The following is a 26,295-nucleotide window of genomic DNA, read 5'->3' as shown; positions in this document are numbered from 1 at the left end:
GACTCCGTCTGGGCATCGGAATTTCGCTAAGGGCACGGTGAGCCGTTACAATGGCCTCTGCGCTGCGCGCGGGCTCCAGGCCGGCAATACAGGCGGTGCCATCGACTTAGTACACTCAAGGCGAAACGCTAGCTGTTGAGCTTTGCTTAGGAAGCTCTGAGCAAACCGACTCCCCAAAATATGGATTCAAGGAACGGCACTATGAAAGGGCGAAGGAGAACCTAAATGGCAAAATTTGCGGTGCGCGCAAGAGCTGTCGATATGCTTGGCCGCCAGCAGATTGCTGGTATTCCTACAGCAATTCATGAGCTTTTCAAAAATGCTCATGACGCTTATGCCACACGCGTAGAGGCCGATTTCATTCGCTCAGAACGACTCCTTGTGATCCGGGACAACGGACTCGGAATGACACTGGATGATTTCCAAAACAAGTGGCTCGCGCTAGGTACGGAAAGCAAAGTCGGAGCGAACGAAAGTCTCACTACAACCTGGACTGGACCTCACAAGCTTCCTCACCGCCCGGTACTAGGTGAGAAAGGTATTGGCCGCCTCGCAATTGCTACTATCGCCCCTATAACTTTCGCAATGTCACGAGCCATTCGCCCAGACGGTGCAAAAAAAATTGTCGCTGCACTTGTCTGCTGGGAACTATTCGAAATCCCTGGATTGAACATTGCAGACATTGAAATTCCGGTTGAAGAGTTTAGCGGATTACCTAACGCCGAAGATATACACCGGATGCGAGATCAAATTATCGCCAACACTCGCGCTCTGATCCCTGAAAACGAAAAACGCTGCAAAGAAATTATTGAACGGCTCGAAAGCTTTGATTTAGATCCAAGAGCATATGACGAGTGGCTCGGCGAAGCATCACCTGATGAAGAGAATCTCTCTCTTACAGCAGATGGTTTCGGCACACACTTTTACTTAGTGCCGACAGATACAATTCTGGATGCGGACATAGACGAAGATAAGCAAATAAGAGAAGCCCCGCCTTTAAAGCGTATGCTCTTAGGTTTTGGGAACTCCATGCAGCCTAAGATGAAACCACCTATAACGGCGGAGTTCAGAGACCACAAGCCTTCCGGAATAATCAATGAGTTAATTGGGCTCGATAATTTCTTCAAAGCAGAAGACCTGAACAAAGCAGACCATCTATTCGATGGTAGATTTGATGATTTCGGGCAGTTTGTTGGAACCCTACAAATCTATCAGGGCGAAAGCGAACCATATGTTTTAAGTTGGTCAGGCAATGCTGGAAAGCAAACAGATTGCGGTCCATTTTCTGTTCGACTCGCGGCGGTGCAAGGCTTGCGTGATGAAACACTGCTAGATACTGAAGCCCATAGCGAAATGATGGACAAGCTATGGCGTTATGGCGGCTTTTATGTTTACCGCGATGGTATTCGTATTCTGCCTTATGGGCAGTCCGATTATGACTGGCTCAAAATAGAAAATCGACGAACTCTCTCTGCGCGAGATTGGTTTTTTTCACACCGGCGAATGATTGGCTACGTAGCAATAGAGTCTACTACAAATAAAGAGCTAATTGAAAAAGCTGGCCGGGAAGGTTTCCGAGAGAACAAAGCATTTAGACAGTTCCGTGCAATATTAGAAAATTGGCTACAACAACTTGCCAAAGATTATTTTAGGAAAGAGGCCGAACATGGCGGCGAATTTCGTGAAAAACGAAACGAACTCAAGTCTCAAGCAGCGCTAATTGAACGCCGAAAAGCGCAAGTCGCAGGAAAGCGCAAGGAATTTAAAGCAGAGCTAGTTCGTATTCTTGACCTGATTGATGCCAACAAGCCGGACTCAGATCTTAAAGAGATACTAGAAAGTCTCAAAACTAATCTTTATCGACTAACTGGGGTTTTCCCGGAGATCATACGCGCAGACGCTTTAAGATTGGAGAATGAGGCATATCGAGCAGTAGACCAACTCGAGCAATCACTTTCTCTAAACTTTCCTCGCACTTTCAGCCCGAAGCAAACTGATAGAGAAGCATACGAAAACTATGCCGAGTGGCTTGAGGATTTCCGCACCAGCAAACTCGAGCCTGCTCGTAGCAATATAGCAGAGCGCTTGGCTAGTTTCCGAGCGGCACACAACATTGGCGTACACCAAAGAGAGCGTGCGGCGGCGGCACTGGATCTCGAACGGAGCGAGGCAATGAAGCAGCTCCGCAGTTTAAAAAATGAGACTGAATCTGAACTAAAACTCGTAGATAATGAAATCCGGTCGATTCTCAAAGAAAGGTTTAGTAGCTTCAAGACTGCGGTTGAAGAAGTTATGGTTGATTTAAATAAAGCTGATCTCGATGGAATCTCAAGCGCAGAAGCTTTTAAGCAACAACGTGCGCTGGAACTACGAATTAATGAAAAACTTGAGTCGCAGCGCCAAACACTGGACAGTCTGCTCAAACAACTTCAGGGACTGCGCGCTGACATTGCAGACCAAACCACGCCGGAAGAAACAACTGCTGCGCTAGAAAGTAAGATCGCCGATCTTGAGGGCCAATTAGCGCTATATAACGACTTAGCACAAGCAGGTAGTGCAGTAGGAATTATTGGCCACGAAATGGAGAACGTGGTCGGAGGCATTCGAGAAGCACTGCGTGAGATAAAACCTTGGGCAGATGGTACTCCAGGGCTAGATGAAGCATACGAAAAGCTGCGTCTTCACTTCGATCATATCGACGGTTATTTGGCCCTCTTTGCACCTCTCAGCAGGCGCATGCGTAGGAAGAAGGCAAATATCTCAGGAAAAATGATCTTGCGTTATATACGTGACGCATTTGGGGACCGGCTAACTAAATCTGAGATTGAGTTAATTGTCACAAACTCTTTTGAGCAGTTCGAATTAGAAAGCTATGCTTCTACTATTATGGCGACATTTGTAAACATCATTGATAATGCGATTTACTGGATCGACTCAAGCCGTCACTCTGAACGCTGGATAAAGCTTGACGCAACACCGGATGGGTTTGAAATTTCGAATGGTGGCCCAGGCGTACCTATTCGAATCGCCAGACAAGTTTTCGAGTTCGGAGTGTCAATGAAGCCAGACGGCCGAGGCATGGGGCTTTCAGTTTCAAGGGACGCACTAAATAGCATTGGTTTGCAGCTGAGTCTTGAAACGCAGGGCAGCGACACTAACCCAACATTCCGTATATCTCATAAAAACAAAATGGCCATGGAGGGCAGTGATGACTGAAGCAACAATAAACTTTAATGACCACTGCAGAAACGCTGCCCTCAGTTTTCTGCAGACTGTAATCGTTGCAGACAATCAACCAATCTTCTCATCACCCAAGCCACCTCAGCCGATTAAGGCTAGTCGAAAGCTAAAACCTCTTCCCAGTCAGTCACTACCGGAAGACCCTGCAAAAAAAGCTAGAGAAATCGATTCTGCTAATGAAAAGCGGCCGGCAGATAACGAATCAGAATGTCATGACATTAACATTCGAGTCATAGCAAATGCCTTCTCCAAACACGGATTAACTTGCGGCTCGTACCTGCCTGACGAGCACACCTCCAAGCAAGAAATCATCGACACAACATTCTTGGCTGCAAGATATGCAGATATTTCGATTATAGATTGGCAACTAGAAACAGGTGACTCAACTGCTGCAGTTCAAATTATAAAAAACCTGCTTGAACATGACGTCATAATCGGAGGACGATTAAGGCTAATTCTTGTATACACAGGAGAGCCTGATCTCGACACTGCAGCTCAACAACTATTGAAAGGCATTGATGGTCTTGCGAAACTAGATGGATCAAGCAAACGGTTGCTAGTGTCAGAACATGCACGAATTCGCTTCATTAACAAACCGAATGCTAGAAAGAGCTATATCGACGATCCGGACATTGTTCCTTGGGAAAAACTGCCAGAAGTCGCTATTGACGAATTTGTGAGTTTATCGCGAGGACTGCTCCAAGCCTTCGCACTTGAGAGCATCGCAGCAATCCGCGATGATACTCACCGTATGCTCGCGCAATTCGGGTCCTCATTAGATGGGGCGTTTGCAGGACAACGTGCAACCGCATCAAATCCTGAGGATGCAGGAAGGCTGATGACGGATATTATTTTATCAGAGTTTTCTATTACTTTTAGCAAGGCAGGAGTTGCAGAAAAAATATTGGGTAAAACTGGTTCAGCAGCATGGCTTGATGAACAATCAAAACTACAGGACATTGACGCAACACTTAAATTTACTGACCCACCACAGACTTCAAAGAAGATTAACCAACCTATTAGGCACCAACTTATAAGGAATGGACTTCAAAAGTGCAAAGCTACTGATGAAGTTAAGCTGAAAATATTTAACTCGTTCTTCGCATGCAATACAACCGCATCCAAAGCTCATAAAGAATTTTCTGTTCTTTCCACGCTTGCTAGGCATGGCGGCCCAGGAGCAAAACGAAAAATCCACGTAGAACCAATGCTAAGTCTCGGTGTGATAATTCAGCCTGTAGACGAAAGCCTGGATGTGGTTTGGCTGTGCCTACAGCCCAAATGTGACTCCGTCCGTTTAGATCAACGCAGCAGCCCACGTGGCTTTCTTTTTGTCGAAATGGTCAAAGACGATAAATGTTTTGACCTAGTGATTCCATCACTGCAAGGTCCCAAAAGCTTTCGTCTGGCCTATGGAGAACCAGTTATTCGCACCGTTCGCTTCGGTGCAACAGAAGGTAAATCTTTAGCTCTTGCCAAAAAACAATCCGAAGGGCTGGCTTTCTCCGATGATCAGCGATGCGATGAATGGCTATTTACCGATGCACAAGGGAATGATTGGCGCTGGGTTGCAGAGGTTCGAGAGCAGCAAGTATTGAATTTTGTAAATAAAATTACAGGCCAGTTGACTAGAGTCGGATTAAACCAAGCAGAATGGCTTCGCGTGCAGTCGACAAAGTGACGATAGAATTAGATATGGTAACTAAAGAAATGAGGCACTCACACCGAGCACCAGTAGCCATGGATTTTTTTAGTGGCTCGGGATCAGTAACGGCCGCATTGAAAATGGCAGGTTATCGCGTGGCTGCGGCTTTAGACATTGATGAGGGAGCTGCCGCCACTTTTAGAGCTAACCATCCTGAAGTGAACTTCTTTAGAGAAGATATTCGCAATCTCACTCCTAGCCAGCTCGCAGCAGTAGCGCCACACGAAGGAGTAGACCTGCTGGCTATCTGCGCGCCCTGCCAACCTTTTAGTTCTCAGAACCGTAAAAGAACAAAAAAGGACAAACGCATCCCCTTGCTCTTAGAAACTATCCCGTTCATCAAAGCTCTGTCCCCCCAGAGTATTTGGATCGAGAACGTGCCAGGACTGGGCTCTACGAAGATTATTCCGCGCCTGCAGAAAGAATTAAAGACTCTTGGTTACCATTTTGATGAGCCAATGCGCATCGACGCTGCGGATCTCGGCGTACCTCAACGACGCATTCGGTTCGTATTCATGGCATCCCGGAATAAAGATGTGTGCTCAAGGTTTTCCTCACTATTACCAAGCACATCTACAAGAAAAAACGTACGCATGGCCTTCAAAGGCCTTAAACCTCTCGCCCCAGGAGAGGTCGATCAAAATGATCCGCTGCACGCAGCACGGCGTCATAGCGAAATCACCTTGAGGCGATTAGAAGCCATCCCATCGGATGGTGGAAGCCGGTCTTCGCTTCCTCTAGAGCTTCAGCTTGAATGTCATAAAAATCTTTCCGAGAACTCATTCCCCGATGTGTACGGTCGTATGAGCTGGAACGCACCGTCCCCAACACTGACGACGGGCTGCACAGATGTAACCCGGGGGCGATTTGCTCACCCTGAGGAAAATAGGGCCATCACCCTACGCGAAGCTGCGCGACTGCAGACCTTCCCAGACAGCTACATTTTCTGTGGCAATCGAACACAAATTGCTCTTCAAATCGGCAATGCCGTCCCGATGACAATGGCATACGAAATATTCAAACGTGTATCCGTTGGAGAGCCATTACATGGCCTTACAAAAGGATCACGCACAAGCTAATCACACTACAAGGGCTGGCCAAATATAGGGTGGCGAGATATGCGCCCGCTCTCGCCACAACAAGTACAGCAGACACTGACAGGGGAACTCATTCAACGGCGCACCAAAGTGGGGGAACAAATGGGGGGACACGTACATTATGCTCAATAAATATCCTTATAAATCAATTGCTTATACATCTATAAACACCGACCACAAGCCGGTTTTTTATGCCTGTCGATAGGCTGCGCGTCGGTCTGGCGGCGTTAAAAAAAGGGTTTTGAATGCTCATTGGCTACAGCCAACTGCGCTTCAAAACCCTTTTTTGCTCGGCCTGACCAGGATTGCCAGACCTAGCTCGCTCGATCTGGAGTTGTGGAGTTGTGGAGTAGATCAAGAACAAAAGCTTCCCCCCACGCAGGCTCCCTGTAGGAGCGGCTTCAGCCGCGATGCTTTTGATCTTAGGCGCGAGACATTGTCGGCTTGGCTTTGGCGGTCGAATCGTGGCCGTCGAGGGTGGCGGCGAAGCGGCTGACTGCTTCCACCGCGCCGCTGGCGCCATCTCTGATCTGCACAATCACGGCGCCGGCCTGGTCGGCCAGTTCCACACCGTGGTTCGCCACTTCCTGGGTCTGGGTCATGCTCGCTACGGCGTCGCGGGTTTGTTGCAGGATCTGGCCGATCAGTTCGGCGATTTCGCTGGTGGCGCCGCTGGTGCGGCCGGCCAGGCTGCGCACTTCGTCGGCGACCACGGCAAAACCACGCCCCTGTTCGCCGGCCCGCGCCGCTTCGATGGCAGCGTTAAGCGCCAGCAGGTTGGTCTGGTCGGCAATGCCGCGAATGGTGTTGACGATGGCGGTGATCTGCTCGGAACGCGCGCCCAGTTGCGCGACCAATGCGGCCGAGGTGCCGATGTTGTCGGCGATCTGGCGCATTTCGTGGGCGGTTTGCTGGATAACGTCGGTGCCGTGCTCGGCGGCTTTCTCGGTTTCAGCGGAGATATGGTAAGCACGCGCGGCGCTGTGGGCGTCCTGCTCTTGTTTCTCGATGCGCTCGCTGATGTCGCGGGCGAATTTGACCACTTTGCACAATTTGCCGTCAGCGTCGTACACCGGGTTGTAGGTGGCTTCCAGCCACACCACGCGACCGTGTTTGGCCAGGCGTTTGAATTGCCCGCCGCGGATTTCGCCGCGATTGAGGCCGCGCCACAGCTCGGCGTATTCGGCGCTGTTGACCAGGCTTGGCTCGCAGAATATGCGGTGCGGTTTGCCGACGATCTCGTTGAGGCCATAGCCCATGGCATGGACGAAGTTGTCGTTGGCGGTGAGGACATTGCCCTCGAGGTCGAATTCGATGATCGCCATGGCCCGGTCAACGGCAGCCAGGCGGGCGTGGATATCGCTTTCGCGTAGCACCTTGGCGGTAACGTCCATGGCGTACTTCACCACTTTCACTACCTTGCCGTTGCCGTCGAGCACCGGGTTATAGCTGGCTTCCAGCCAGACTTTGCGGCCGTTGGCAGCCACCCGCTGAAAGGTGCCGGAGACAAATTTGCCGGCGCGCAGCGAAGCCCAGAGGTCGAGGTACTCCTTGCTGTTGGCATGCGCGGCGGTGCAGAACTCGCGGTGCTCTTTGCCAACCACCTGGTCGGCGCGGTAACCCAGGGTGTCGAGGAAGTTCTGGTTAGCCCGCCGCACGCGGCCGTCCAGATCAAACTCAACCACAGCCATGGAACGCTCAAGAGCCGCCATCAATCCTTTGAACCCTTCCACTTCGGCCGTCCTGGCTGCCAGCTCTAGCTTCAGACTCTTGGAAAACATCGTGTGACCTCGCGAGTGAATTCTGACCATGGCGCAATGGCAAAACACGCCAGAAAAATGGCCGACTGACATCAAGGCGACACTAACAAAAAATTGTACAAGCAGGGCAGGAATGTACAAGTATTTCCGCAACAGCAGATGAGCGGCACACGTGCCCTAACCCGCGACGACGAACACGATGATCGGCCCACACACCGCCAGCAGCACGTTGGAAATGGCGTAGCACACGGTGAACCCAATCACCGGCGTGCTGCTGCCGGACTGGTCGATGATCTTGTTCATCGACGCCGCTTCGGTCTGCGCGCCAGCCAGGGCGCCGAGCAGAATCATAGGGTGCAGGCCGAGCAGGTAACGGCCGACATACAGGGTCACCAGCGGCGGCACGATGGTCACCACCATGCCGGCCAGAAGAATTTCCAGGCCGTTTTCCCGCAGCGCGGTAATTGCCGCCGGGCCCGCCAGCAGCCCCACCACCGCGCCAAAGGCGGTCAGGCCGAACTCGGCGAATGCCCATTGCGCGGCGGGCGGCAGCGCGCCGATTTCCGGGTGGCGGGAGTTGAACCAGCCAATCAGCAGCCCGGCCACCAGCACCCCGCCGCCGACGCCCAGCTCCACCGGAATCATGCCGATATGGGTGGACAGCAAACCAAGCAACGAGCCGAGCACCATGCCCATGGTGTGGCTGGCGATATCGCTGTGGTAGTTGGCTTCGCGGATCCGCCCCAGGCGCCCGGCAATCGCCTCGACGCTGGCGGTACGGCCGGTCAGGCTGATAACGTCACCGCGGCGCAGCACGGTGTCAGGCAAGGGCGGCAGGTCCAGTCCCTGGCGAGTGACGCCCGACACAAAACAACCCAGGCGTCCGGTATCGCCCAGTAGCTGTTTGATCTGGTGAATGGTTTTGCCGGCGAAGGTGGGCGCGGTCAGGACTATCTCCACCTTCCGGGTGGGAAAGGACAGCGCCAACGGGTGATCGATTTCCACACCTAGCCATTGCGCCAGGGTGCCGACCGCTTCGCGAATGGCATACACGCCAACGATGTCGCCGGCTTGCAAGCTCAGGCCGAGATCGCGCTCGAGCACCTGCTCGCCCCGCACCACCCGCTCGATGCTCAAGCCGTCGTGCTGCGCTTCGATTGCGCCGACAGTTTTGCCATCGGCCTGGCCGCCCTCCGCCACTTGATGGGCGCGCACCACAATGCGCGTGTAAGGCACGGTGATGGCGTCTTCGTCGCGCTCGATTCCCAGTTCAAGTTCCAGCTCGCGGGCAGACTCGCGCACGTCGATACGCAGCAACAGCGGCGCAATGCTGCCGACGAACACCACCAGGCCGATAGTGCCAAACAGGTAGGTGATGGCGTAGGCCACCGCCATATGGCTGCTGAGCTGGGCTTTGGCAGCGGCGTCCAGGGGCAACTGGTTGATCGCACTGCTGGCGGTGCCCATGATCGCCGTGTCAGTCAGTGCGCCGGCACCTAAGCCTGCGGTAAAACCGGCGTCGAAATGGAACAGCGCATTCATCACCAGGATCGAACCCAGCGCCGTGGCGCACAGCACCACCGAGAGCAGCACCAGCTTCAACGTGCCGCGATTGAGGCTGCCGAAGAACTCCGGCCCGCTCTTGAAACCCACGGCATAGATGAACAACACAAAGAACACCGACTTGGCCATGGACGGCACTTCCAGCCCGATCTGGCCGATCACCAGCCCCATCAGCAACGCTCCCGCCACCGAACCCAGGTGAAAGCTGCCGATATGAATGCGGCCAATCAACACGCCCAGGGAGATGGCCAGAAAAATCGCGATTTCCGGCGAAGCACGCAGGGTTTGAACCAGTAATTCGTACATGGAAGGGGCCTTCGCCAGGGAGCGACTCCGCGCTCGGTAGCTCCAGCATAGGTGGCGTTTTGCATGCGGGTGGCGCGCGGGTGGCGGCGCGCAGCGCCGGGGCAACTTTTTCCTAGGCAGCGACTACATAAATCATATTTTCGCTATTGGCTGCGGCTGAACAGAATGCGCCCATCGCCGCTCTCATTTCGCCGCCCGTGCGAAATGGACCAGGCCTCGATCGCCTTTCAGAAGGACGCCGCTGTGACTGTTGAAACAACCTCTATCGACACCCTCGTGATTGGCGCAGGCCAGGCCGGTATCGCCATCAGCGAACACCTCTCCAACCTCGGCGTTCCGCACCTGGTGCTGGAGCGCAGCCGCATCGCTGAAGCCTGGCGCTCGGGGCGTTGGGATTCGCTGGTGGCCAACGGCCCGGTGTGGCACGACCGCTTCCCCGGTCTGGAATTCGAAGGCATGGAGCCCGACGCCTTCGCCGGCAAAGAGCAGGTGGCCGATTACTTCGTGACCTACGCAGAAAAATTCAACGCGCCGATTCGCACTGGTGTCGAGGTGAAGAAAGTCACCCGCAATGCCGACCGCCCAGGCTTTACCGTGGAAACCTCGCAAGGGGTGTTCGAGGCCAATCGCGTGGTGGCAGCCACCGGCCCGTTCCAGAAGCCGGTGATTCCACCGATTGCGCCAAAGCTGCTGGGTATCAACCAGATTCACTCTGCCGACTATCGCAACCCTGAACAGCTGCCCAAGGGGGCCGTGCTGGTGGTGGGCGCTGGCTCCTCCGGGGTGCAGATTGCCGATGAATTGCAGCGCGCCGGCAAGCAGGTGTACCTCTCGGTGGGTGCCCATGACCGCCCGCCGCGCGCCTACCGCAACCGCGATTTCTGCTGGTGGCTGGGGGTGCTCGGCGAGTGGGATGCTCCGGCCAGCAAGCCGGGCAAAGAACATGTGACCATCGCTGTCAGTGGTGCCCGTGGGGGGCACACCGTCGACTTCCGCGCCCTGGCCAAACTGGGTATCACCCTGGTGGGGCTGACGGATTCCTTTGACGGCAACGTGGTGAAATTCAAAGCCGACCTGGCGCAGAACCTCGCCGCGGGTGACCAAAACTACTTGTCATTGCTGGATGCGGCGGACGCCTATATCGCCCGCAACGGCCTCGATCTGCCGGAGGAACCCGAAGCGCGTTTCTTCTTGCCGGAACCGGCGTGCGTGGCGAATCCGCTGTTGCAGCTGAATCTGGCTGAGGCCGGGGTGACCTCGATCATCTGGGCCACCGGCTATGCCGTCGACTACAGCTGGCTGCAGGTCAATGCGTTCGACGCCACTGGCAAACCGCAGCACCAGCGCGGGGTGTCCAGCGAGCCTGGGGTGTACTTCCTCGGCCTGCCCTGGCTGTTACGCCGTGGTTCGACCTTTATCTGGGGGGTTTGGCACGACGCCAAGATCATCGCCGACCATATCGCCACCCAGCGTAAGTACCTGGCTTACCGTGATGCGGGGCAGCGCAAGATCAGCGGCTGAAAAAAAGGGGGACTCATGGTGCGAGCCCCCCCTTTCAAATTTCACTACGCCGTTCAGTGTTTGCCCTTGAGCAGGCCGTGCAAGGCGGCCGCAAGAAATAGTACAAAGCCCAACAACAGTGCCAGCTTGCCGCCGGCTTCATAGGCGAAGCCAACCTCCTGACAGCCTCCGGCAAGCAAATCGACACAGTCGGCCAGAGCGTGTTGAAACACCAACAGCACAGTGGCTAAAGCCACCAATACCAAGCCAAAAACCACTAAAAAACCTTCGATCTTGTTCACGTCTCATCCTCCCGCTTCGCGCCCGTCGAATGAGCGCACTCAAGGGATCGACCCTACGCGGCAGGGCTCGCCGGCGATTCCCGACCATCCTTACGCCTGGGTAGGCTCCTTCCCAAACCAAGCAACCGACAGCGTTTTGCCGTAGCATCGCCGGCCAGAAAAGCGCCGTAGCGCGACCAGGGAGTGATGGCATGCAGGGAGTGATGGTGTGGGCCGTGGCGGCAGCAGTGGTGCTGCTCGCCGGCGGGGTGATCTATGGCTACAACCGTCTGGTTTTCAATCGGGCGCGGGTAGCGGCGGCCTGGAGCGATATCGATGTGCAGCTCAAGCGCCGCTCCAGCCTGATTCCGCAGTTGGTCGACTGCCTGAAAAGCTATATGGCCTACGAAAGCACCACCCTTGCCGCGCTTAGCGAACAACGCAGCCAGGCGCAGCGGGCAGAAAGCAGCAGCACGGTCGACCGCGGCGCGGCGGAAAGCCAGGTGTCGAGCACCTTGAAACTTCTATTTGCCCGCGCCGAGGCCTATCCCGATCTCAAGGCCGATGCGGTGTTTCTCGACCTGCAGCACAACCTTAGCGAGGTTGAAGAACATATCCAGATGGCCCGCCGTTACTACAACGGCGCAGTACGCGAGCTGAACGTACTGGTGGAGTCGGTGCCAAGTAACCTGATTGCCAAGGCCTTTGCCTTTACCGGCGCGGCGTATTTTTCCCTGGACGATGACCGTCAGGCGCAGCCACCAAAAATGGAGTTTTGAGATGTCCGGAAGACTGAGTTACGCCCTGGGCCTGCTGCTCAAGGCCCTTCTGCTATTGCCCATAAGTCACGCCCTGGCGGCAGACGAGGGTGGCCCGGAGCGTATCGACCACTTCGATATCACCCTCAAGGTCGAGCCCAGCGGTGACCTGTTGATCACCGAGCGCCTGCAGGTCACCGCCAACGGCGAGCAGATTCGCCACGGCATCTTCCGCGATATCCCTACCACCTACAGCCTGCCCGGCGGGCTGCTGCGCAAGACCCCGATCACCCTGCTCAGCGTGCGCCGCGACGGTCACGACGAGCCGTACCAGCGCGAACAGATCAGCAACGGCGTGCGCTACCGCCTGGGCTCGGCGGAAGTATTTATCGAACCCGGCCAGCACCTGTACGAGCTGCAATACCGCATGGATGCCCAGCTGTACTTCAGCGCCGACAAGGACCAGCTGTACTGGAATCTCACTGGCAACCAGTGGCAGTTCCCGATCTACCAGGCCACGGCCACCATCGAACTGCCGCAGGGTGCGCGCATCCAGCAGATGACCGGCTACACCGGGTATTCCGGCAACAGCAGCGGTCGCGCCTACCAGGTGCTGAGCCAGGACGGCAATGTGCTGAAGCTGGCCACCACCCAGCCGCTGGCCGCCGAAGAGGGCTTTACCGTGGCCCTGGACTGGCAGGCAGGCCTGGTCAAACGCCCGAATGCTTTCCAGCGCGGCGTGCGCCTGCTGTGGGACAACCTCAATATTCTGGTCGGCATCCTCGCGGTGCTCGGGCTGTTCGTCTACTACTACCGCAGCTGGCTACAGGTCGGTCGCGACCCGGCCAAGGGCGTGATCATTCCCCGTTACGAGGCGCCGAACGAGGTCAGCCCGGCCCGTGCCGGTTATGTCTGGAACCAGGGTTTCAGCAGCGATTTCAGCGACGTCGAAGCCTTTACCGTGACCATCACCGACCTGGCCCGGCGCAAGGCGCTGAGTATCGCCGACGCGCCGAAAAGCACGGCCTTTATCCTCAGCAAAGGCGAACTGGACGAGGGCGCGCAGGCGCACGAACGCGCGCTGTTCGGTCATCTGTTTACCGGTGCCAGCGAGATTCGGGTAGGCAACAAATACCTGGCAGCCCTCAACGATGCGCTGTCGGCCCATAGCGAAAAACTCAGCGAATGGGGCGACAAGCTGTTCAGCAAAAACCGCAAGCCCTGGTACCTGGGAATGCTCGGTGCATTGCTGGCCTTTGGTGCCATGGGGCTGTTGGGTGATCCGGTGATGCTGTTCGCCCTGTTCCCGATCATTTTCGTCGCCGTCGGTGCCGGCCTGATGATGTTCGGTTGGCGCACCATCACCGGCAACCAGAGAAGCTTCGTCGGCATTGTGCCGATTCTGTTCGGCCTGCCCTTTGCCCTGGGCGGCCTGGGCACGGCGGTGGCGATGCTGAACAACACCTCGCCCTATGTGGCGGGGTGTGTACTGCTGATCGTGCTGATGATCTGGCTGTTCCGTGGCTGGCTGGAAGCGCCGAGCGTAGAAGGGCGCGCCACCCTGGATGGGCTGGAAGGCTATCGCGATTACCTGCAACTGGCCGAAAGCGACAGCCTGGCAAGGGCCGCCGATGCCCCCGCCATGAGCATTGCTCTGTATGAACGGCACCTGCCCTATGCCATGGCGCTGGGCGTCGAACAGCAATGGACCGCGCGCCTGGGCGCGGCCATTCAGAGTGGTGTGGTGCAGTGGAGCGAGCCAACCTATCAGCCCGAGTGGTACCGCAACAGCAGCCGCTTCAGCACCCCGAGCGCCTTCAGCAGCGCCCTGGTCGCGGCGGCCAGCAGCGCCTCGACGCCACCGCCCAGCCCGTCCTCCAGTTCGGGCTCCAGCTCCAGTTCGAGCAGCAGCTCGTCTGGTGGGGGTTCGTCAGGTGGGGGTGGTGGCGGTGGCGGCGGGGGCGGTTGGTAACCGCTTGATCGCCGTTTGCAGGAATCGAGGCTGTTGATCTGGCGTTAGATGCGGAAACGCTGAACCAGGCTTTGCAGATGACCACCAAGGCGCGCCAACTCAACGCTTGATGCCGCCGTCTCCTCACTTGCTGCGGCGGTCTGTTCCGACACGTCGCGCACGTTCAACACGCTGCGGTTGATCTCTTCGGCCACGGCGGTCTGTTCTTCGGCGGCGGTGGCGATCTGTTGGTTCATTGCCTGAATCGCCGACACGGTACGGGTGATGCTGCCCAGTGAGGCTCCGGCACGACGGGTCAGCTCGACGCTGCTGTCGGTCAGATCACGGCTGCTTTCCAGGGTGGTGGCCACCTGCTGGGTGCCGCTTTGCAGGCCGCTGATCAGCTCTTCGATTTCTTCGGTGGATTGCTGGGTGCGCTGGGCCAGGCTGCGCACTTCATCGGCCACTACGGCAAAACCACGCCCCGCCTCGCCGGCGCGTGCAGCTTCGATGGCGGCGTTAAGGGCCAACAGGTTGGTCTGCTGGGCCACCGACTTGATCACGTCAAGCACGCTGCCGATCTTGTCGCTTTCGCGTTTCAGGCCGTTCATGGCATCGGTGGAGTTACCCACCGCCACCGCCAGACGCTCGATCTGCGCCACCGCTTCGCCCACTACGCGGTCGCCATCGCGGGCTTCCTGGTCAGCGCCTTTAGCGGCTTCGGAAGCCTCCTCAGCATTGCGCGCCACTTCCTGCACGGTGGCGGTCATCTCGTGCATGGCGGTGGCCACCTGATCGGTCTCCACCTTCTGGCTGTTGACTCCGGAGCTGGTCTGCTCGGTCACTGCAGATAACTGTTCCGCCGCGCTGGCAATCTGGGTCACGCCATCGCGAATGCCACCAATCAGCTCGCGCAGGCCCAAGGTCATCTGCTGCATGCTCGCTTGCAATTGGCCAAGCTCGTCGCCACGGCGGGTTTCGATGTCATGGCTGAGGTCGCCCGAGGCAATGCGCTCGACCCGGCGTAGAACGGTTTTCAACGGCCCGACTATCTGCCGGGTGATAAACAGTGCCGCGACCATGCCCAGCAGCACGGCCACCAGCGAAGCCACCAAGAGAATGGTTTTTGCCTGGCGCTCTTCGGCATCGCGCTTGCCGTTCTGGCTGACGGTGAGTTGCGTACAGGCATCGAAAATCTGCGCGACCTGGGTATCCAGCCCGGCTTGCGCGGCGCTGATACTGGTCAGCGCCGTGGCAAATTGGGCTACGGTGGCGCGGTAGCCATTCAAGGCCTCGGCGACTTTCTGCAAGCCGGCCGCCTGCTCGGCAGTCAGCTTCTCGGCTAGCGGCTTGAGATTGCTCAGCGCCTGGTCGATGGCCGCGAGGGCGGGTGGCTGCAACTCGTTCTTGCCGCTGTAGGTAAAGCCGCGCAGTTCGAAACGCGCGTTCTGGATCAGCGCCCCCTGGGCGATAAGCGCATCGAGCGCTTGTTCATGTTGTTCGGCATTCTCCGGCGCTACTTCTGCGCCATGCACGGCAGTGCTGACTGCGGCCAGCTCGGCAATTGCCGCATCGGCGTACTTGCCGAACTGCCCGCGCAGCGATTCACGCGTGGCAACGGCCTGGGTCATCTGGTTGAACGTCTGACGGTACTGGCTGCTGGCATCCGCGGCCTGCTTGAGCAGGGCCAGGTCGCTGGGCATGCTCAATCGCTGCTGGCTGGCCTGAATGCCGGCATCCAGCTTGTCGAGGTTTTCCAGCACGGCGGCGCTGCGGCTGCTGTCCGTGCTGTTGAGCATGTAGCCCAAGCGGGTAATCCGCACATCGCGGGCGATGGCGTTCAATTTGGAAATGCCGGCCAGCTTGTCGCCGCGCTCCAGCACCGAGCTCAGCCCCAACCAGCCAGACAGGGTGATCAGCAAGGTCAGCAACAGCACCAAGGCAAAACCGAGGGCCAGTTTTGCGCCGACGCTGATATTGCTCAGCGTCTGAGTAAGCCATCCAAACATCGCCAACGTCTCCGGAAATACTGCTGATAGAGCAACGACATCCACCTACGTCGTTACAGGTCGAATCCTACGCTATGCATCGGCTTAAGCCGCACAACCTGAAGGGGCCAACCGGAGTATTTCCGCTGCCGCCAAGACCTCAGGGCACCTCGCCCGCGGCGTATGTTTAGTCAGCAGAAATGGAGCAGGAAAACCGAGCCTATTGCAGCTTTCTGACAGACAAGTAGAGAGGCGATAGGTCGCTGAAGCGGTAAGCGCTAAGGTCCGGGCGGTAGCCTGTCAGCTCAATGCAGGATGACGCGCCGGGGCTGGTACACAGCCTGGCCAAATAGCCGGGCTGCACCCACAAAGAGCCAATGGTGGTAACGGCGGCGGGCAGCGCCACCGTCTGATTGGGATAAACCGCAACCTGGGGTCCTTGCTGGTTTTTATATCGGTAGCCCACCATGGCCGGTGCCCCGGCCGCCAACGCGGAAACGCTGTAGGTTTTAAAGCGGATGGGCCCGGCCACCTGATAGTTCGGGGTATCGGCAAGGAAATTGGGCGAGTCCGCATAGTAGTTCTGACAGGTGTTGGCCTGATCGTTAAGGCACGCCCGGACAGTCCAACCCGCCTTGATTTTGGCCGATGACATGCCATAGCGCGCCTGGGCCGGCACGCGCTGGTCAGCACCGCGCAAAGGTAGATCCGGATGGGTGTATGTGCCGGCGCCGGGGTACCAGGCTTCTTGCGCATAACGCGGACTGAAGAACAGCCGCACGGGAGGGACAGCCGGTTCCGCCACCGGGGTCAGCGACAGAAACATTGAGCTGTCGTCGACCTGGTGCGGTACCTGCCAGGTATCGTCATAAAAGTGTTGGCAGGTCTGCGCAGCGCTGGCGTTACACAAGGTCGCTTTCCATCCCGGCGCGAGCTTGAGCGAGGTGATCCTTTTGGAAAAATCGCCATTCGCGTCGAGCTTCAGGGCCAGTGGTGCCGCGGTCGCGTAGTAGTACTCGCGTTGATCCCCTTCGAAATTCCTGTCCTGATAGACCCGCAGGGGCACCGGATACACTGGCTTATCCACACGCTTGATATGCCAGATGACATTCCCCCGATCATTGATTTGGTCGCCCACATAGGCGGTTGCATCGAAGTAGTGAGCACACACGGTCGGTGCAAAGCGCAAACAGGCTTGCACCCAGGTTCGATCATCGATTGAAAGCGAAGAGGTATCTTGCCGTACCGCGCCATCGACTATAGGGCTACTGCGGCCGGCGAAATCACGATCAATAAACCCGGTAGGGACTCTGGCTTCGCCAGGCTCTTGCACCTCCCCCCAAAATCCTTTGGCCAGCGCTGCCATTCCATTCCACGGGAAATCGCTGATCAGCGAAGTCTGAGCCAGACCGTTATCGCCGTACCAGAACGTGTCAGAGGCAGCTTTCGCGTAGACAGCTTCGCCGGGCTTGAGTAAATAACCGTTGCTCTGCAAATTTGCCCAGTAAGGCTCATCAACAAACATCAAAAAAGGGCGCAGCAAATCGACATTGTTCACCGCCCAGTCATTTAAATAAACATGCCCGCCGTTATTGTGCGCCTCAATACCATAGACGCCTGTAACGTTAGCAATAGAGTCGTCATTTACCCAGGTTTCTTTCGGACTACCGGTGCCCGGCACATATTTTATAAACTTGACGCCGGTGGCGACGATATCTGTGCTCTCCAGCACGCGATCAATACTGTTCATGCAACGCACACGCTGATCACCCGTCACACTTTCAACATTAAGAAACCATCCGTCAAACTTTAACTTTTTGGCGATATCGGCCAATTTCTTCAGAGAATCAAACGTGGCCAAAGTGGCACAATCTTCTGGTGCCCCGCCAAACTCGACGGGTGCCAGAAATACCGTGCCGTAAATAGCCACCGAATGCTGATGCGCTTCATTGATCCATTGCGGGTCCGGAGCCAGGACAGTTCCCCCCTGGGCACTTCCGCCAAAAAACACGAACCGGCGAATGTATTGCCAATACGAAAACCGCACCCTGTCGGGCCCATCAATGACATCCGGGATCGCGGCGAGCGTAGCGCGGGCACGGAAAATCAGGGTGTAATCGCGGCTGATCTTGGTCTGGTTGTTTTTGTCTTCCGCACGCGTCCAGACATAGTGCATGGCTGGCGCCAGGGGTTGGTTGGCTGGCGTCAAATAGGCCGAAGTGAAATCCACAGCGGGGTTGACATCGCGCAGATTTTTAAAGGTATTAAGCGCATTGACCGGCTTATTCAAATACCAGGTATACGTTTGTTTTGTGGACGCTTGGGCCATCCCATAAATAGAAAGCAGCAGACATAAAACACTGAGCAAACTGCGCCTGACGAAACAAACCTTGAATAAAGTCGGCAAGATACGAAATGAAATCACGCGCTGCTTAAGCATAATAACGATCCCCATATCATGTGGAGTTGTTCGCACGGACGTCACATTGAGTACCACTGTTTCAATTTCCGAGCGCAACTGGATCGTAGTCGTTCATACACACCAATAAGGGGTTGCAAAACAGCCCCATTAGTCTATCGATTACATAAGTACGCATTTTTCAAAAAGATTTTATTTAAGACAAGACAAGTCACACAAACCCCCGCTCCACAATCCATTAAAAAAACATAATTTCGTACCGCCGGGCGCGACACTTATTTACTGATACCTCCTCTTTCTATTTTCTGGGCAGCCGTAACAGCGGCCGATAATCGAACAGATTTTATCGATGCGCTTTTTTCCTTGCCCGCTGCTGAATTCCGCGCTGCAGGGGCGTGTGTGGCTACCAGAGGAGGGTTCGCCGGTGCCCGTTCACGCCTTGCCGGCCATTTACCCAGTTGACCTAATTAACCAGTTAGTACATTTTCTCCCGAAGCGTTTGCGGTCATCGCCGCCAAACCGACAATAACAACGGAGAAATCCCCATGCCTCGTACCCTGCTGGTACTCAACGGCCCCAACCTGAATATGCTCGGCACCCGCGAGCCTGCCACCTACGGCCATGAAACCCTCGCTGATATCGCCGAGCTCTGCCGCCGCACCGGCAGCGCGCTGGACTTCGCCGTGGAGTTCGAACAAACCAACCACGAAGGCCAGTTGATCGACTGGATTCACCACAGTCGTGGCCGCTGCGCCGGCATCGTGATCAACCCCGGTGCCTGGACCCACACCTCGGTGGCCATCCGCGACGCCCTGGTGGCCAGCGAACTGCCGGTGATCGAGGTGCACCTGTCCAACGTGCACAAGCGCGAAGAATTCCGTCATCACTCTTATGTGTCCGGCATCGCCGTCGCTGTGCTCGCCGGTTTTGGCAGCAATGGCTACCGCATGGCCATCGAACATTTCGCCCATCTGTTGAAGGCCTGACCATGTCCACGCCCCGCAGCATTCTGGCCGGCCTGATCGGCTCCGGTATCCAGGCCTCACGCACCCCGGCCCTGCATGAACACGAAGGCGATGCGCAGAGCATCCGCTACCTCTATCGGCTGATCGACCTCGATGCGCTGCAGATGAGCCTCGACGATCTGCCTGGCCTGCTCAGCGCTGCGCAGTGCACCGGCTTTACCGGCCTGAACATCACCTTTCCATGCAAGCAGGCGGTGATTCCGTTGCTTGACGAACTGTCGCCGGAAGCCAGCGGCATTGGCGCGGTGAACACCGTGGTGTTCCAGGACGGTAAACGTATCGGCCACAACACTGACTGCCTGGGTTTTGCCGAAGGCTTTCGCCGCGGTCTGAACGATGTGGCGCGTCAGCGTGTGGTGCAGATGGGTGCCGGCGGTGCGGGGGCGGCAGTGGCCCACGCCCTGCTGATTGAAGGCGTGCAGCAGCTGAGCATTTTTGATGTCGATGCCAGCCGCGCGCAGGCCTTGGCCGACAACCTCAATCAACACTTCCCCGGTAACCGCGCCCAGGCGGGCAGCGACTTGGCCAGCGCCATGGCCTATGCCGACGGGCTGGTCAACACCACCCCCATGGGCATGGCCAAATTGCCCGGTATGCCGGTGCCCAAAGAGCTGCTACGCGCCGCGCTGTGGGTGGCCGAGATTGTCTATTTCCCGCTGGAAACCGAGCTGTTGCGCGAAGCCCGCGCCCTCGGTTGCCGCACCCTGGACGGTGGCACCATGGCCGTATTCCAAGCGGTAAAAGCGTTCGAGCTGTTCAGCGGCGTAGCTGCCGATGCCCAGCGTATGCAAGAGCACTTCACAGGAATGACCGCGTAACCGGCAGTACACACTCAACAATAAAAAATGGCGCCCGGGGTTTATTCCATCGGCCAGCCTTGCGAGATCAACAATGACAAAAATGATCGATCTGTACTTTCGCCTTCTGAAATTGATCGTCGTGCTGTGCATGCTCGGCATGGTGCTGATGGTGTTTGGCAACGTCGTCATGCGCTATGCCTTCAATTCCGGGATCACCCTTTCCGAAGAGCTGTCACGCTGGCTGTTTGTGCTGATGGTGTTTCTCGGTTCGCTGATTGCCTTGCGCGAACGCGGTCACCTCGGTCTCGACCTGGTGATCAAAAAACTCCCCGCACCCGCACGCAATCTGTGCCTGAGCATCGGCCACGTGCTGATGTTGTATATCGCCTGGCTGGTGCTCAGCGGCAGCTGGCAGCAGGCGCGGATCAACCTTGATGTGGTCGCGCCCGCCTCCGGTCTGTCGATGGCATGGTTCTATGGAATTGGCGTGCTGTTCGGCGCCACGGCTATCCCGATCATTGCCGGTGAACTGCTGCTGGCGTTGCGCGGACGCCTGCCGCAGGGCAAGCCGGAAATCGAATCGGTCCATGTGCCCGCCAATGGGGGTAACCACTGATGACCCTTATCCTCTTTCTCGGCACCCTGCTCGGCACCATGGCCCTGGGTATTCCGATTGCCTTTGCCTTGCTGTTGGTCAGCGTGGTGCTGATGTGGCAGCTGGACCTGTTCGACGCCCAGATCGTGGCGCAAAACCTGCTCAATGGTGCCGACAGCTTCCCACTGCTGGCAGTGCCGTTCTTTATGCTGGCTGGCGAGATCATGAACGCCGGCGGTCTGTCGCGGCGCATCGTCAACATCGCCATGGCCCTGGTCGGGCACAAGCGCGGTGGTCTGGGTTATGTGGCGATCATCGCCTCGTGCCTATTGGCATCCTTGTCCGGCTCGGCGGTAGCTGATGCGGCGGCATTGTCGGCGCTGCTGATTCCGATGATGGTGCAGGCCGGACACAACCGTGAACGTGCAGCAGGCTTGATCGCCTCGGGCGGCATCCTGGCACCGATCATTCCGCCCAGCATCGGTTTTATCGTGTTCGGCGTGGCTTCTGGCGTATCCATTTCCAAGCTGTTCCTGGCCGGCATCGTGCCAGGCATTCTCCTTGGCATGTCACTGGCGGTGGCCTGGTGGTTCGTATCACGCAGCGAAAATGTGGCAACACCCCCCAAACGCAGTCGTGCCGAAATCATCAGAACCCTGCTCGATGGCAGCTGGGCGCTGGGCCTGCCGCTGATCATCATCTTCGGCCTCAAATTCGGCATTTTCACCCCAACCGAAGCGGCCGTTGTTGCGGCGGTGTATGCCCTGGCGGTGTCGTTGTTTGTCTACCGCGAACTGAAACTCAGCCAGTTGTATGAAGTGGTTTTGTCAGCGGCGAAAACCACCTCGGTGGTGATGCTCTTGGTAGCGGCGGCCATGGTCTCGTCCTGGCTGGTGACTATCGCCGACCTGCCCGGCCAACTGGCTGACGTGCTGCAACCGTTTCTGGATTCGCCCACCCTCCTGCTGGTGATGATCATGCTGTTGATCATCGCGGTGGGCATGGTCATGGACATGACCCCGGCCATCCTGATTCTGACGCCGGTACTGATGCCGGTGGTGATCCAGGCCGGCATCGACCCGGTGTACTTCGGCGTGCTGTTTTTGGTGAACACCTCGATCGGCCTGATCACGCCGCCAGTGGGCACGGTGCTCAACGTGGTCTGTGGTGTTGCCAAATTGCGCATCGATCAAATCGTCCGTGGCGTCTGGCCTTTCCTGCTGGCGCAACTGATCGTCCTGGCGTTGCTGGTGATATTCCCGCAATTGGTTCTGGTCCCCCTGAAGTTTTTCACCGGCTAAGCGCCGGTCAGCAATAGAAGTCTCACGATTCAAACAACAACAATGGAGAGCACTAACAATGAAAAAATGGCTGAAACCCCTGCTGACCTCCGCCTGCGCTGCGGGCCTGCTGTTTAACGGCATGACGGCCCAGGCCGAGATTGGCGAACACACCCTGCGCTTTGCCTTCCAGAACGTGAAGGAACACCCACAGGGCCAGGGCGCGCAGAAGTTTGCCGACCTGGTGAAAGAAAAGAGCGGCGGCAAAATCACCGTGCGCCTGTTCCCCGGTGGCGTACTCGGCGGCGACTTGCAGACCGTCTCTTCGCTGCAAGGCTCGACCCTGGACCTCACCGTGCTCAACTCCGGCATTCTCGCCGCCCAGGTTCCGGAGTTCGCCCTGCTCGACTTCCCGTTCCTGTTCAACAGCACCCAGGAAGCCCAAGCCGTGATCGACGGGCCGGTGGGCCAGGAGCTGGCCAAGCGCCTGGAAAGCAAAGGCCTGCTGAGTCTGGGCTACTGGGACCTGGGCTTTCGCAACCTGACCAACAGCAAAACCCCGGTGACCAAATGGGAAGATATGGCGGGCCTGAAGGTGCGCGTGATTCAGTCGCCGATCTACCTGGAAACCTTCAAGGCCCTGGGCGCCAACCCGGTGCCGATGCCGTTCCCTGAGGTGTATACCGGCCTGGAACAGAAAACCGTGGATGGCCAGGAAAACCCCTTCACCGTAATCAAAGGCAGCAAGTTCAACGAAGTGCAGAAATACCTGAGCGTGACTCAGCACATCTATAACCCGCAGTCCTTTGTGATCGGCGCGAAAAGCTGGGGCAAGTTGAATGCCGAGGAGCAGGCGGTGATTACCGCGGCTGCCAAAGAGGCCACCGCGTACCAACGTGAAATTACCGCCGCCGCTCAGGATGCGGCGTTTAAGGAACTGTCTGCAGAGATGCAGGCCAATACCGTTTCACCGGCCGAGATGGACCGCTTCCGCGAGAAGGTAAAACCGGTGATCGCGCAGTTCTCCAAAGACATGGACCCGGCGCTGGTCAAGGCCATGTACGACTCGGTGGAGAAGGTGCGCGCCAGTAACTGATTTTCGGCGGCATAAAAAACGGCCTTTGCGGGCCGTTTTTTTTATTCTTCTTTTCCAGGGCTCGCGGCTGAAGCCGCTCCTACGAGGACATGCAGTCTCCCTGGAAACCTCATTACTTGCGCAAATACGCCAACACCGAATCACAGATCATCTGTTTGTGCCGCAGCTTCACCTGCTCGTCCGGCAAATCGATCTGGAAGATCTCGCTGAAGGTATGGCGGTTGGACACCCGGTAAAAGCAGAACGAACTGATCAACAGATGCATGTCGATGGCTTGCAGGCCCGGGCGGAACAGCCCGGCGGCTTCGCCACGGCGCAGGGTTTCGTCCAGCAGGTTGAGCACGTTGTGGCTTAGGGAACGGATGGTCGGCGACTGTTTGACGTTGGCCCCGTTGTGGATGTTTTCGATGCAGACGATGCGCACGAAATCCACGTTGCGGTCGTGGTGGTCGAAGGTGAATTCCACCAGCCGGCGAATCGCTTCAAAGGGTTCCAGCTCGGCCAGGTGCAGTTGCGCCTCGGTGCGGCGGATATCGCCGTAGAGCTTTTCCAGCACTTCAACGTAGAGCTGCTCTTTGCTGTTGAAGTAGTAGTAAATCATCCGCTTGGAGGTGTGGGTGCGCTCGGCGATGGCATCCACCCGGGCACCGGACAGCCCCTGCTGGACGAACTCGGCTATGGCCGCCTGCAAGATATTTTCGCGAGTCTTTTCCGGATTGTTCTTGCGACTTTTGCGAGGGGCTTCCGGTAGCTCCTCGGGAAGTTCTTGGATAAGGGTCATACAAGGCTCACGGCCAGATAGGCAAGGTAGCGGCGATTATGGTCCTGGCCGGGGTCCGAAGAAAGCCTGGCGCCGAGAAGATTTCGACGCCGGGCTTTCTGGATTACAAACGGGCTTGGCGGCTCGATCCGCTGCGGACCTTGGCCATTGCAGCCAAGCGCACGGCGACGTTTGCCGCACCGTAGCCCACATAGCCATTTTTGCGCTGCAGCAGCTCGAAGAAGAAGCGCCCTTCGAACGGCTCGGTGTACACATGGAACAGCTCACCACCCTGGGCGTCGCGGTCGTACAGCACGTTGTAATAGGCCAGTTCGCTGAGGAATTCGTCATCGAAGTCGAAGCGTGCAGCAAGGTCGTCGTAGTAGTTCAGCGGGATATCCAGCAACGGCACGCCGGCATCCTTGGCGCGGTTGATCTCGGCAAACAGGTCGTCGCAGGCAAAGGCGATATGGTGCACGCCGGAACCGCGGTAACTGGACAGCGCATGGGAAATCGCGGTGTTGCGGTTTTCCGAGATATTCAGCGGCAAGCGTACCGAGCTGCAGCGGCTGCGCAGGGCGCGACTTTTCACCAGACCATAGGGGTCGGGCAGTACCACCTCATCGTCGGCTTCGAAGTCGAGCAGCGCCTTGTAGAACAGCACCCAGCTGTCCAGGCTGTCGGCCGGCAAGGCCATGGCCATATGGTCGATACGTTGCAGATTGCCGGTGGGCGCAGCGTTGGCATTAAGGATGAAGTCGCTGTCGTACAGGCCTTTTTCAGCCTCGCCCACCAGATAGATCAGGCTGCCATCCGGTGCCCGCACCGAGGGAATCTCGCGCTCGTTGGGGCCGACCAGGCCACGGTACGGCTGGCCCTTGAACTCCCGCGCACGCTCGAAGGCGCTATGGCTGTCCTTGACCCGCAAGGCCGTGGCGCACAACGACGGGCCATGGGCCTCGAAGAAGCTGTGGGCAAAGGAATAGGGTTCGGCGTTGAGCACGATATTGATATCGCCCTGACGCAGCAGGCTGACGTCCTTGGAGCGATGCTGGCCGGCGCGGGCAAAACCCAGGCGCTCCAGCCAGCCGGCGAGTTTGGTGCCCTGCTCGCCGTCGATGGCGAACTCGACGAACTCGACACCGTCGTAGCGACTGGCCGCCGGCGGCGAAAACAGCATGTCCAGGCTGGCAGCCGGCAGCGCGGGGATGGTTCCTTCCGCAGTCTGGCGTTCGAGCAGATTGCGGGTTTTCTCTTCGAGGTAGAGCAAGGAGCGCAAACCGTCGGCGGCATTGGCCCGTGGCGGCGCAGCGCGGAAACCGTCGTTGAAGATTTCCAGCGACAACGGGCCGCTGTAACCGCTGCATATGATCGGTGCCAGAAAGCCCGCCAGATCGAATTCGCCCTGCCCCGGGAAGCAACGGAAATGCCGGCTCCACTCCAGCACATCCATGGCCAGAATCGGTGCGTCGGCCATCTGCACAAAGAAGATCTTGTCACCGGGAATCTCGGCGATGGCGGCCGGATCACCCTTGAGCGACAGGGTGTGGAAACTGTCGAGCAGCACGCCGACGGCGCTGTGGTCGGCCTGGCGAACGATGTCCCAGACCTGCTGATAGGTATTTACATGGCGGCCCCAGGCCAGCGCTTCGTAGCCGATACGCAAGCCACGAACCCCGGCGCGCTCGCCGAGCAGGCGCAAGTCGTCGACCAGAATCTGCGTATCGCCGAGGGAGTCGGCGGCCACGTTGCTGCAGACCAGAACCAGGTCGGTACCCAGCTCCTGCATCAAATCGAATTTACGTTCGGCGCGATCCAGGTTGCGCGCCAGGCGGTCGCGGCGGCAGCCTTCAAAATCGCGGAACGGCTGAAACAAGGTTATGGCGATGTCCAGATCGGCGCACATCTGGCGGATTTCCCGCGGGCTGCCGGCGTAATAGAGCAAGTCGTTTTCGAAGATTTCCACCCCGTCGAAACCGGCGGCGGCAATGGCTTCAAGCTTTTCCGGCAGGGTACCGCTCAAGGAAACGGTGGCGATCGAACGCTGCATGCTTCAGCTCCTGTTTTTGTTGGCGCGCCTTTGCGGGGGCGGCGTATCGGGGCATCGGCGGCAATGGCTATAAATAAGCAGACGCACGATGCGAATCAGGGTGCATGGAGTATTCGCCATC

Annotated in this window: 18 protein-coding genes and 1 pseudogene; 11 read left to right on the top strand and 8 right to left on the bottom strand. The window is 57.3% G+C overall.

The window, feature by feature from the left end:
* The first annotated feature begins 225 nt into the window (after positions 1 to 225).
* Genes ACVW0Y_RS10320 through ACVW0Y_RS10310 form a run of 3 tightly spaced genes read left to right on the top strand, consistent with a single transcriptional unit; the run spans position 226 to position 6,024 of the window.
* Complete coding sequence (locus ACVW0Y_RS10320; protein ID WP_457438014.1) at positions 226 to 3,216, top strand: ATP-binding protein; 2,991 nt, start codon at positions 226 to 228, stop codon at positions 3,214 to 3,216.
* On the top strand, positions 3,209 to 4,921 hold the full coding sequence (locus tag ACVW0Y_RS10315) for a response regulator receiver domain (protein WP_457438012.1): 1,713 nt from the start codon (positions 3,209 to 3,211) through the stop codon (positions 4,919 to 4,921). Before ACVW0Y_RS10320 ends, ACVW0Y_RS10315 begins: the two co-directional genes overlap by 8 nt.
* 59 nt (positions 4,922 to 4,980) lie before the next feature.
* Positions 4,981 to 6,024: a DNA cytosine methyltransferase gene (locus tag ACVW0Y_RS10310; protein ID WP_457438011.1), complete on the top strand. Its 1,044-nt coding sequence runs from the start codon at positions 4,981 to 4,983 to the stop codon at positions 6,022 to 6,024.
* Positions 6,025 to 6,464: 440 nt separating this feature from the next.
* Here the strand turns inward: ACVW0Y_RS10310 and ACVW0Y_RS10305 are convergent, their stop codons facing one another.
* Both ACVW0Y_RS10305 and aspT read right to left on the bottom strand, forming a co-directional pair.
* Positions 6,465 to 7,823, bottom strand: a complete 1,359-nt coding sequence (locus ACVW0Y_RS10305) for a methyl-accepting chemotaxis protein (RefSeq protein ID WP_457438009.1) — start codon at positions 7,821 to 7,823, stop codon at positions 6,465 to 6,467.
* A 156-nt stretch (positions 7,824 to 7,979) separates the two neighbouring features.
* Positions 7,980 to 9,671, bottom strand: coding sequence for an aspartate-alanine antiporter (gene aspT / locus ACVW0Y_RS10300; RefSeq protein WP_457438007.1), 1,692 nt, complete (start codon positions 9,669 to 9,671; stop codon positions 7,980 to 7,982).
* Between the two features lie 204 nt (positions 9,672 to 9,875).
* Between aspT and ACVW0Y_RS10295 the strand changes: the two genes are divergently transcribed.
* Positions 9,876 to 11,192 carry a flavin-containing monooxygenase gene (locus tag ACVW0Y_RS10295; protein ID WP_457438006.1) on the top strand — a complete coding sequence of 439 codons (1,317 nt, stop codon included), beginning with the start codon at positions 9,876 to 9,878 and terminating at the stop codon, positions 11,190 to 11,192.
* A 53-nt stretch (positions 11,193 to 11,245) separates the two neighbouring features.
* On the opposite strand, the gene ACVW0Y_RS10290 is transcribed toward ACVW0Y_RS10295, so the two are convergent.
* Complete coding sequence (locus ACVW0Y_RS10290; protein ID WP_457438005.1) at positions 11,246 to 11,473, bottom strand: hypothetical protein; 228 nt, start codon at positions 11,471 to 11,473, stop codon at positions 11,246 to 11,248.
* Between the two features lie 191 nt (positions 11,474 to 11,664).
* On the opposite strand from ACVW0Y_RS10290, the gene ACVW0Y_RS10285 reads away from it, so the two are divergent.
* Entirely contained in the window at positions 11,665 to 12,231 is a 567-nt protein-coding gene (locus ACVW0Y_RS10285) for a LemA family protein (RefSeq protein WP_457438004.1), read from the top strand.
* A 1-nt stretch (position 12,232) separates the two neighbouring features.
* Positions 12,233 to 14,182 carry a DUF2207 domain-containing protein gene (locus ACVW0Y_RS10280; protein ID WP_457438002.1) on the top strand — a complete coding sequence of 650 codons (1,950 nt, stop codon included), beginning with the start codon at positions 12,233 to 12,235 and terminating at the stop codon, positions 14,180 to 14,182.
* A gap of 44 nt (positions 14,183 to 14,226) precedes the next feature.
* Here ACVW0Y_RS10280 and ACVW0Y_RS10275 read toward each other — a convergent pair whose 3' ends face one another.
* From ACVW0Y_RS10275 to ACVW0Y_RS10265, 3 genes and pseudogenes are all read right to left on the bottom strand, one after another.
* Positions 14,227 to 15,090 (bottom strand): methyl-accepting chemotaxis protein, encoded by an 864-nt coding sequence (locus tag ACVW0Y_RS10275; protein WP_457438196.1) that lies wholly within the window; start codon positions 15,088 to 15,090, stop codon positions 14,227 to 14,229.
* A pseudogene (locus ACVW0Y_RS10270) lies at positions 15,085 to 16,170 on the bottom strand (methyl-accepting chemotaxis protein); the annotation flags it as partial. The pseudogene ACVW0Y_RS10270 and the gene ACVW0Y_RS10275, both read right to left, overlap by 6 nt.
* Before the next feature lie 199 nt (positions 16,171 to 16,369).
* Positions 16,370 to 18,589: an endo-beta-N-acetylglucosaminidase gene (locus ACVW0Y_RS10265; RefSeq protein ID WP_457438000.1), complete on the bottom strand. Its 2,220-nt coding sequence runs from the start codon at positions 18,587 to 18,589 to the stop codon at positions 16,370 to 16,372.
* 524 nt (positions 18,590 to 19,113) lie between these two features.
* Between ACVW0Y_RS10265 and aroQ the strand changes: the two genes are divergently transcribed.
* The 5 genes from aroQ (at position 19,114) to ACVW0Y_RS10240 (ending at position 23,364) form a co-directional block, all read left to right on the top strand.
* Complete coding sequence (aroQ, locus tag ACVW0Y_RS10260; protein WP_457437998.1) at positions 19,114 to 19,554, top strand: type II 3-dehydroquinate dehydratase; 441 nt, start codon at positions 19,114 to 19,116, stop codon at positions 19,552 to 19,554.
* Positions 19,555 to 19,556: 2 nt separating this feature from the next.
* Entirely contained in the window at positions 19,557 to 20,411 is an 855-nt protein-coding gene (locus ACVW0Y_RS10255; protein ID WP_457437996.1) for a shikimate dehydrogenase, read from the top strand.
* Positions 20,412 to 20,484: 73 nt separating this feature from the next.
* Positions 20,485 to 21,009, top strand: coding sequence for a TRAP transporter small permease (locus ACVW0Y_RS10250; protein ID WP_457437995.1), 525 nt, complete (start codon positions 20,485 to 20,487; stop codon positions 21,007 to 21,009).
* Positions 21,009 to 22,289: a TRAP transporter large permease subunit gene (locus ACVW0Y_RS10245; RefSeq protein WP_457437993.1), complete on the top strand. Its 1,281-nt coding sequence runs from the start codon at positions 21,009 to 21,011 to the stop codon at positions 22,287 to 22,289. Before ACVW0Y_RS10250 ends, ACVW0Y_RS10245 begins: the two co-directional genes overlap by 1 nt.
* 58 nt (positions 22,290 to 22,347) lie before the next feature.
* Positions 22,348 to 23,364 carry a TRAP transporter substrate-binding protein gene (locus ACVW0Y_RS10240; protein ID WP_457437992.1) on the top strand — a complete coding sequence of 339 codons (1,017 nt, stop codon included), beginning with the start codon at positions 22,348 to 22,350 and terminating at the stop codon, positions 23,362 to 23,364.
* 112 nt (positions 23,365 to 23,476) lie between these two features.
* Here ACVW0Y_RS10240 and ACVW0Y_RS10235 read toward each other — a convergent pair whose 3' ends face one another.
* On the bottom strand, positions 23,477 to 24,145 hold the full coding sequence (locus ACVW0Y_RS10235; protein ID WP_457437991.1) for a TetR/AcrR family transcriptional regulator: 669 nt from the start codon (positions 24,143 to 24,145) through the stop codon (positions 23,477 to 23,479).
* 103 nt (positions 24,146 to 24,248) lie between these two features.
* Positions 24,249 to 26,174, bottom strand: a complete 1,926-nt coding sequence (gene quiC, locus ACVW0Y_RS10230; RefSeq protein WP_457437989.1) for a 3-dehydroshikimate dehydratase QuiC — start codon at positions 26,172 to 26,174, stop codon at positions 24,249 to 24,251.
* Between the last annotated feature and the right edge of the window lie 121 nt (positions 26,175 to 26,295).

This window comes from Pseudomonas sp. TE3786 (assembly GCF_054057335.1).
The sequence above is the reverse complement of the archived record's forward strand: the minus strand, read 5'-3'. Positions and strand labels throughout refer to the sequence as shown.

Coding starts and splice junctions, on each gene's coding strand:
- ACVW0Y_RS10320 (WP_457438014.1), top strand. CDS start 226: ATGGCAAAATTTGCGGTGCGCGCAAGAGCTGTCGATATGCTTGGCCGC.
- ACVW0Y_RS10245 (WP_457437993.1), top strand. CDS start 21,009: ATGACCCTTATCCTCTTTCTCGGCACCCTGCTCGGCACCATGGCCCTG.
- ACVW0Y_RS10255 (WP_457437996.1), top strand. CDS start 19,557: ATGTCCACGCCCCGCAGCATTCTGGCCGGCCTGATCGGCTCCGGTATC.
- ACVW0Y_RS10280 (WP_457438002.1), top strand. CDS start 12,233: ATGTCCGGAAGACTGAGTTACGCCCTGGGCCTGCTGCTCAAGGCCCTT.
- ACVW0Y_RS10250 (WP_457437995.1), top strand. CDS start 20,485: ATGACAAAAATGATCGATCTGTACTTTCGCCTTCTGAAATTGATCGTC.
- quiC (WP_457437989.1), bottom strand. CDS start 26,174: ATGCAGCGTTCGATCGCCACCGTTTCCTTGAGCGGTACCCTGCCGGAA.
- ACVW0Y_RS10315 (WP_457438012.1), top strand. CDS start 3,209: ATGACTGAAGCAACAATAAACTTTAATGACCACTGCAGAAACGCTGCC.
- ACVW0Y_RS10275 (WP_457438196.1), bottom strand. CDS start 15,090: ATGACCTTGGGCCTGCGCGAGCTGATTGGTGGCATTCGCGATGGCGTG.
- ACVW0Y_RS10285 (WP_457438004.1), top strand. CDS start 11,665: ATGCAGGGAGTGATGGTGTGGGCCGTGGCGGCAGCAGTGGTGCTGCTC.
- ACVW0Y_RS10240 (WP_457437992.1), top strand. CDS start 22,348: ATGAAAAAATGGCTGAAACCCCTGCTGACCTCCGCCTGCGCTGCGGGC.
- ACVW0Y_RS10235 (WP_457437991.1), bottom strand. CDS start 24,145: ATGACCCTTATCCAAGAACTTCCCGAGGAGCTACCGGAAGCCCCTCGC.
- ACVW0Y_RS10310 (WP_457438011.1), top strand. CDS start 4,981: ATGGATTTTTTTAGTGGCTCGGGATCAGTAACGGCCGCATTGAAAATG.
- aroQ (WP_457437998.1), top strand. CDS start 19,114: ATGCCTCGTACCCTGCTGGTACTCAACGGCCCCAACCTGAATATGCTC.
- ACVW0Y_RS10295 (WP_457438006.1), top strand. CDS start 9,876: ATGGACCAGGCCTCGATCGCCTTTCAGAAGGACGCCGCTGTGACTGTT.
- ACVW0Y_RS10305 (WP_457438009.1), bottom strand. CDS start 7,823: ATGTTTTCCAAGAGTCTGAAGCTAGAGCTGGCAGCCAGGACGGCCGAA.
- aspT (WP_457438007.1), bottom strand. CDS start 9,671: ATGTACGAATTACTGGTTCAAACCCTGCGTGCTTCGCCGGAAATCGCG.
- ACVW0Y_RS10265 (WP_457438000.1), bottom strand. CDS start 18,589: ATGCTTAAGCAGCGCGTGATTTCATTTCGTATCTTGCCGACTTTATTC.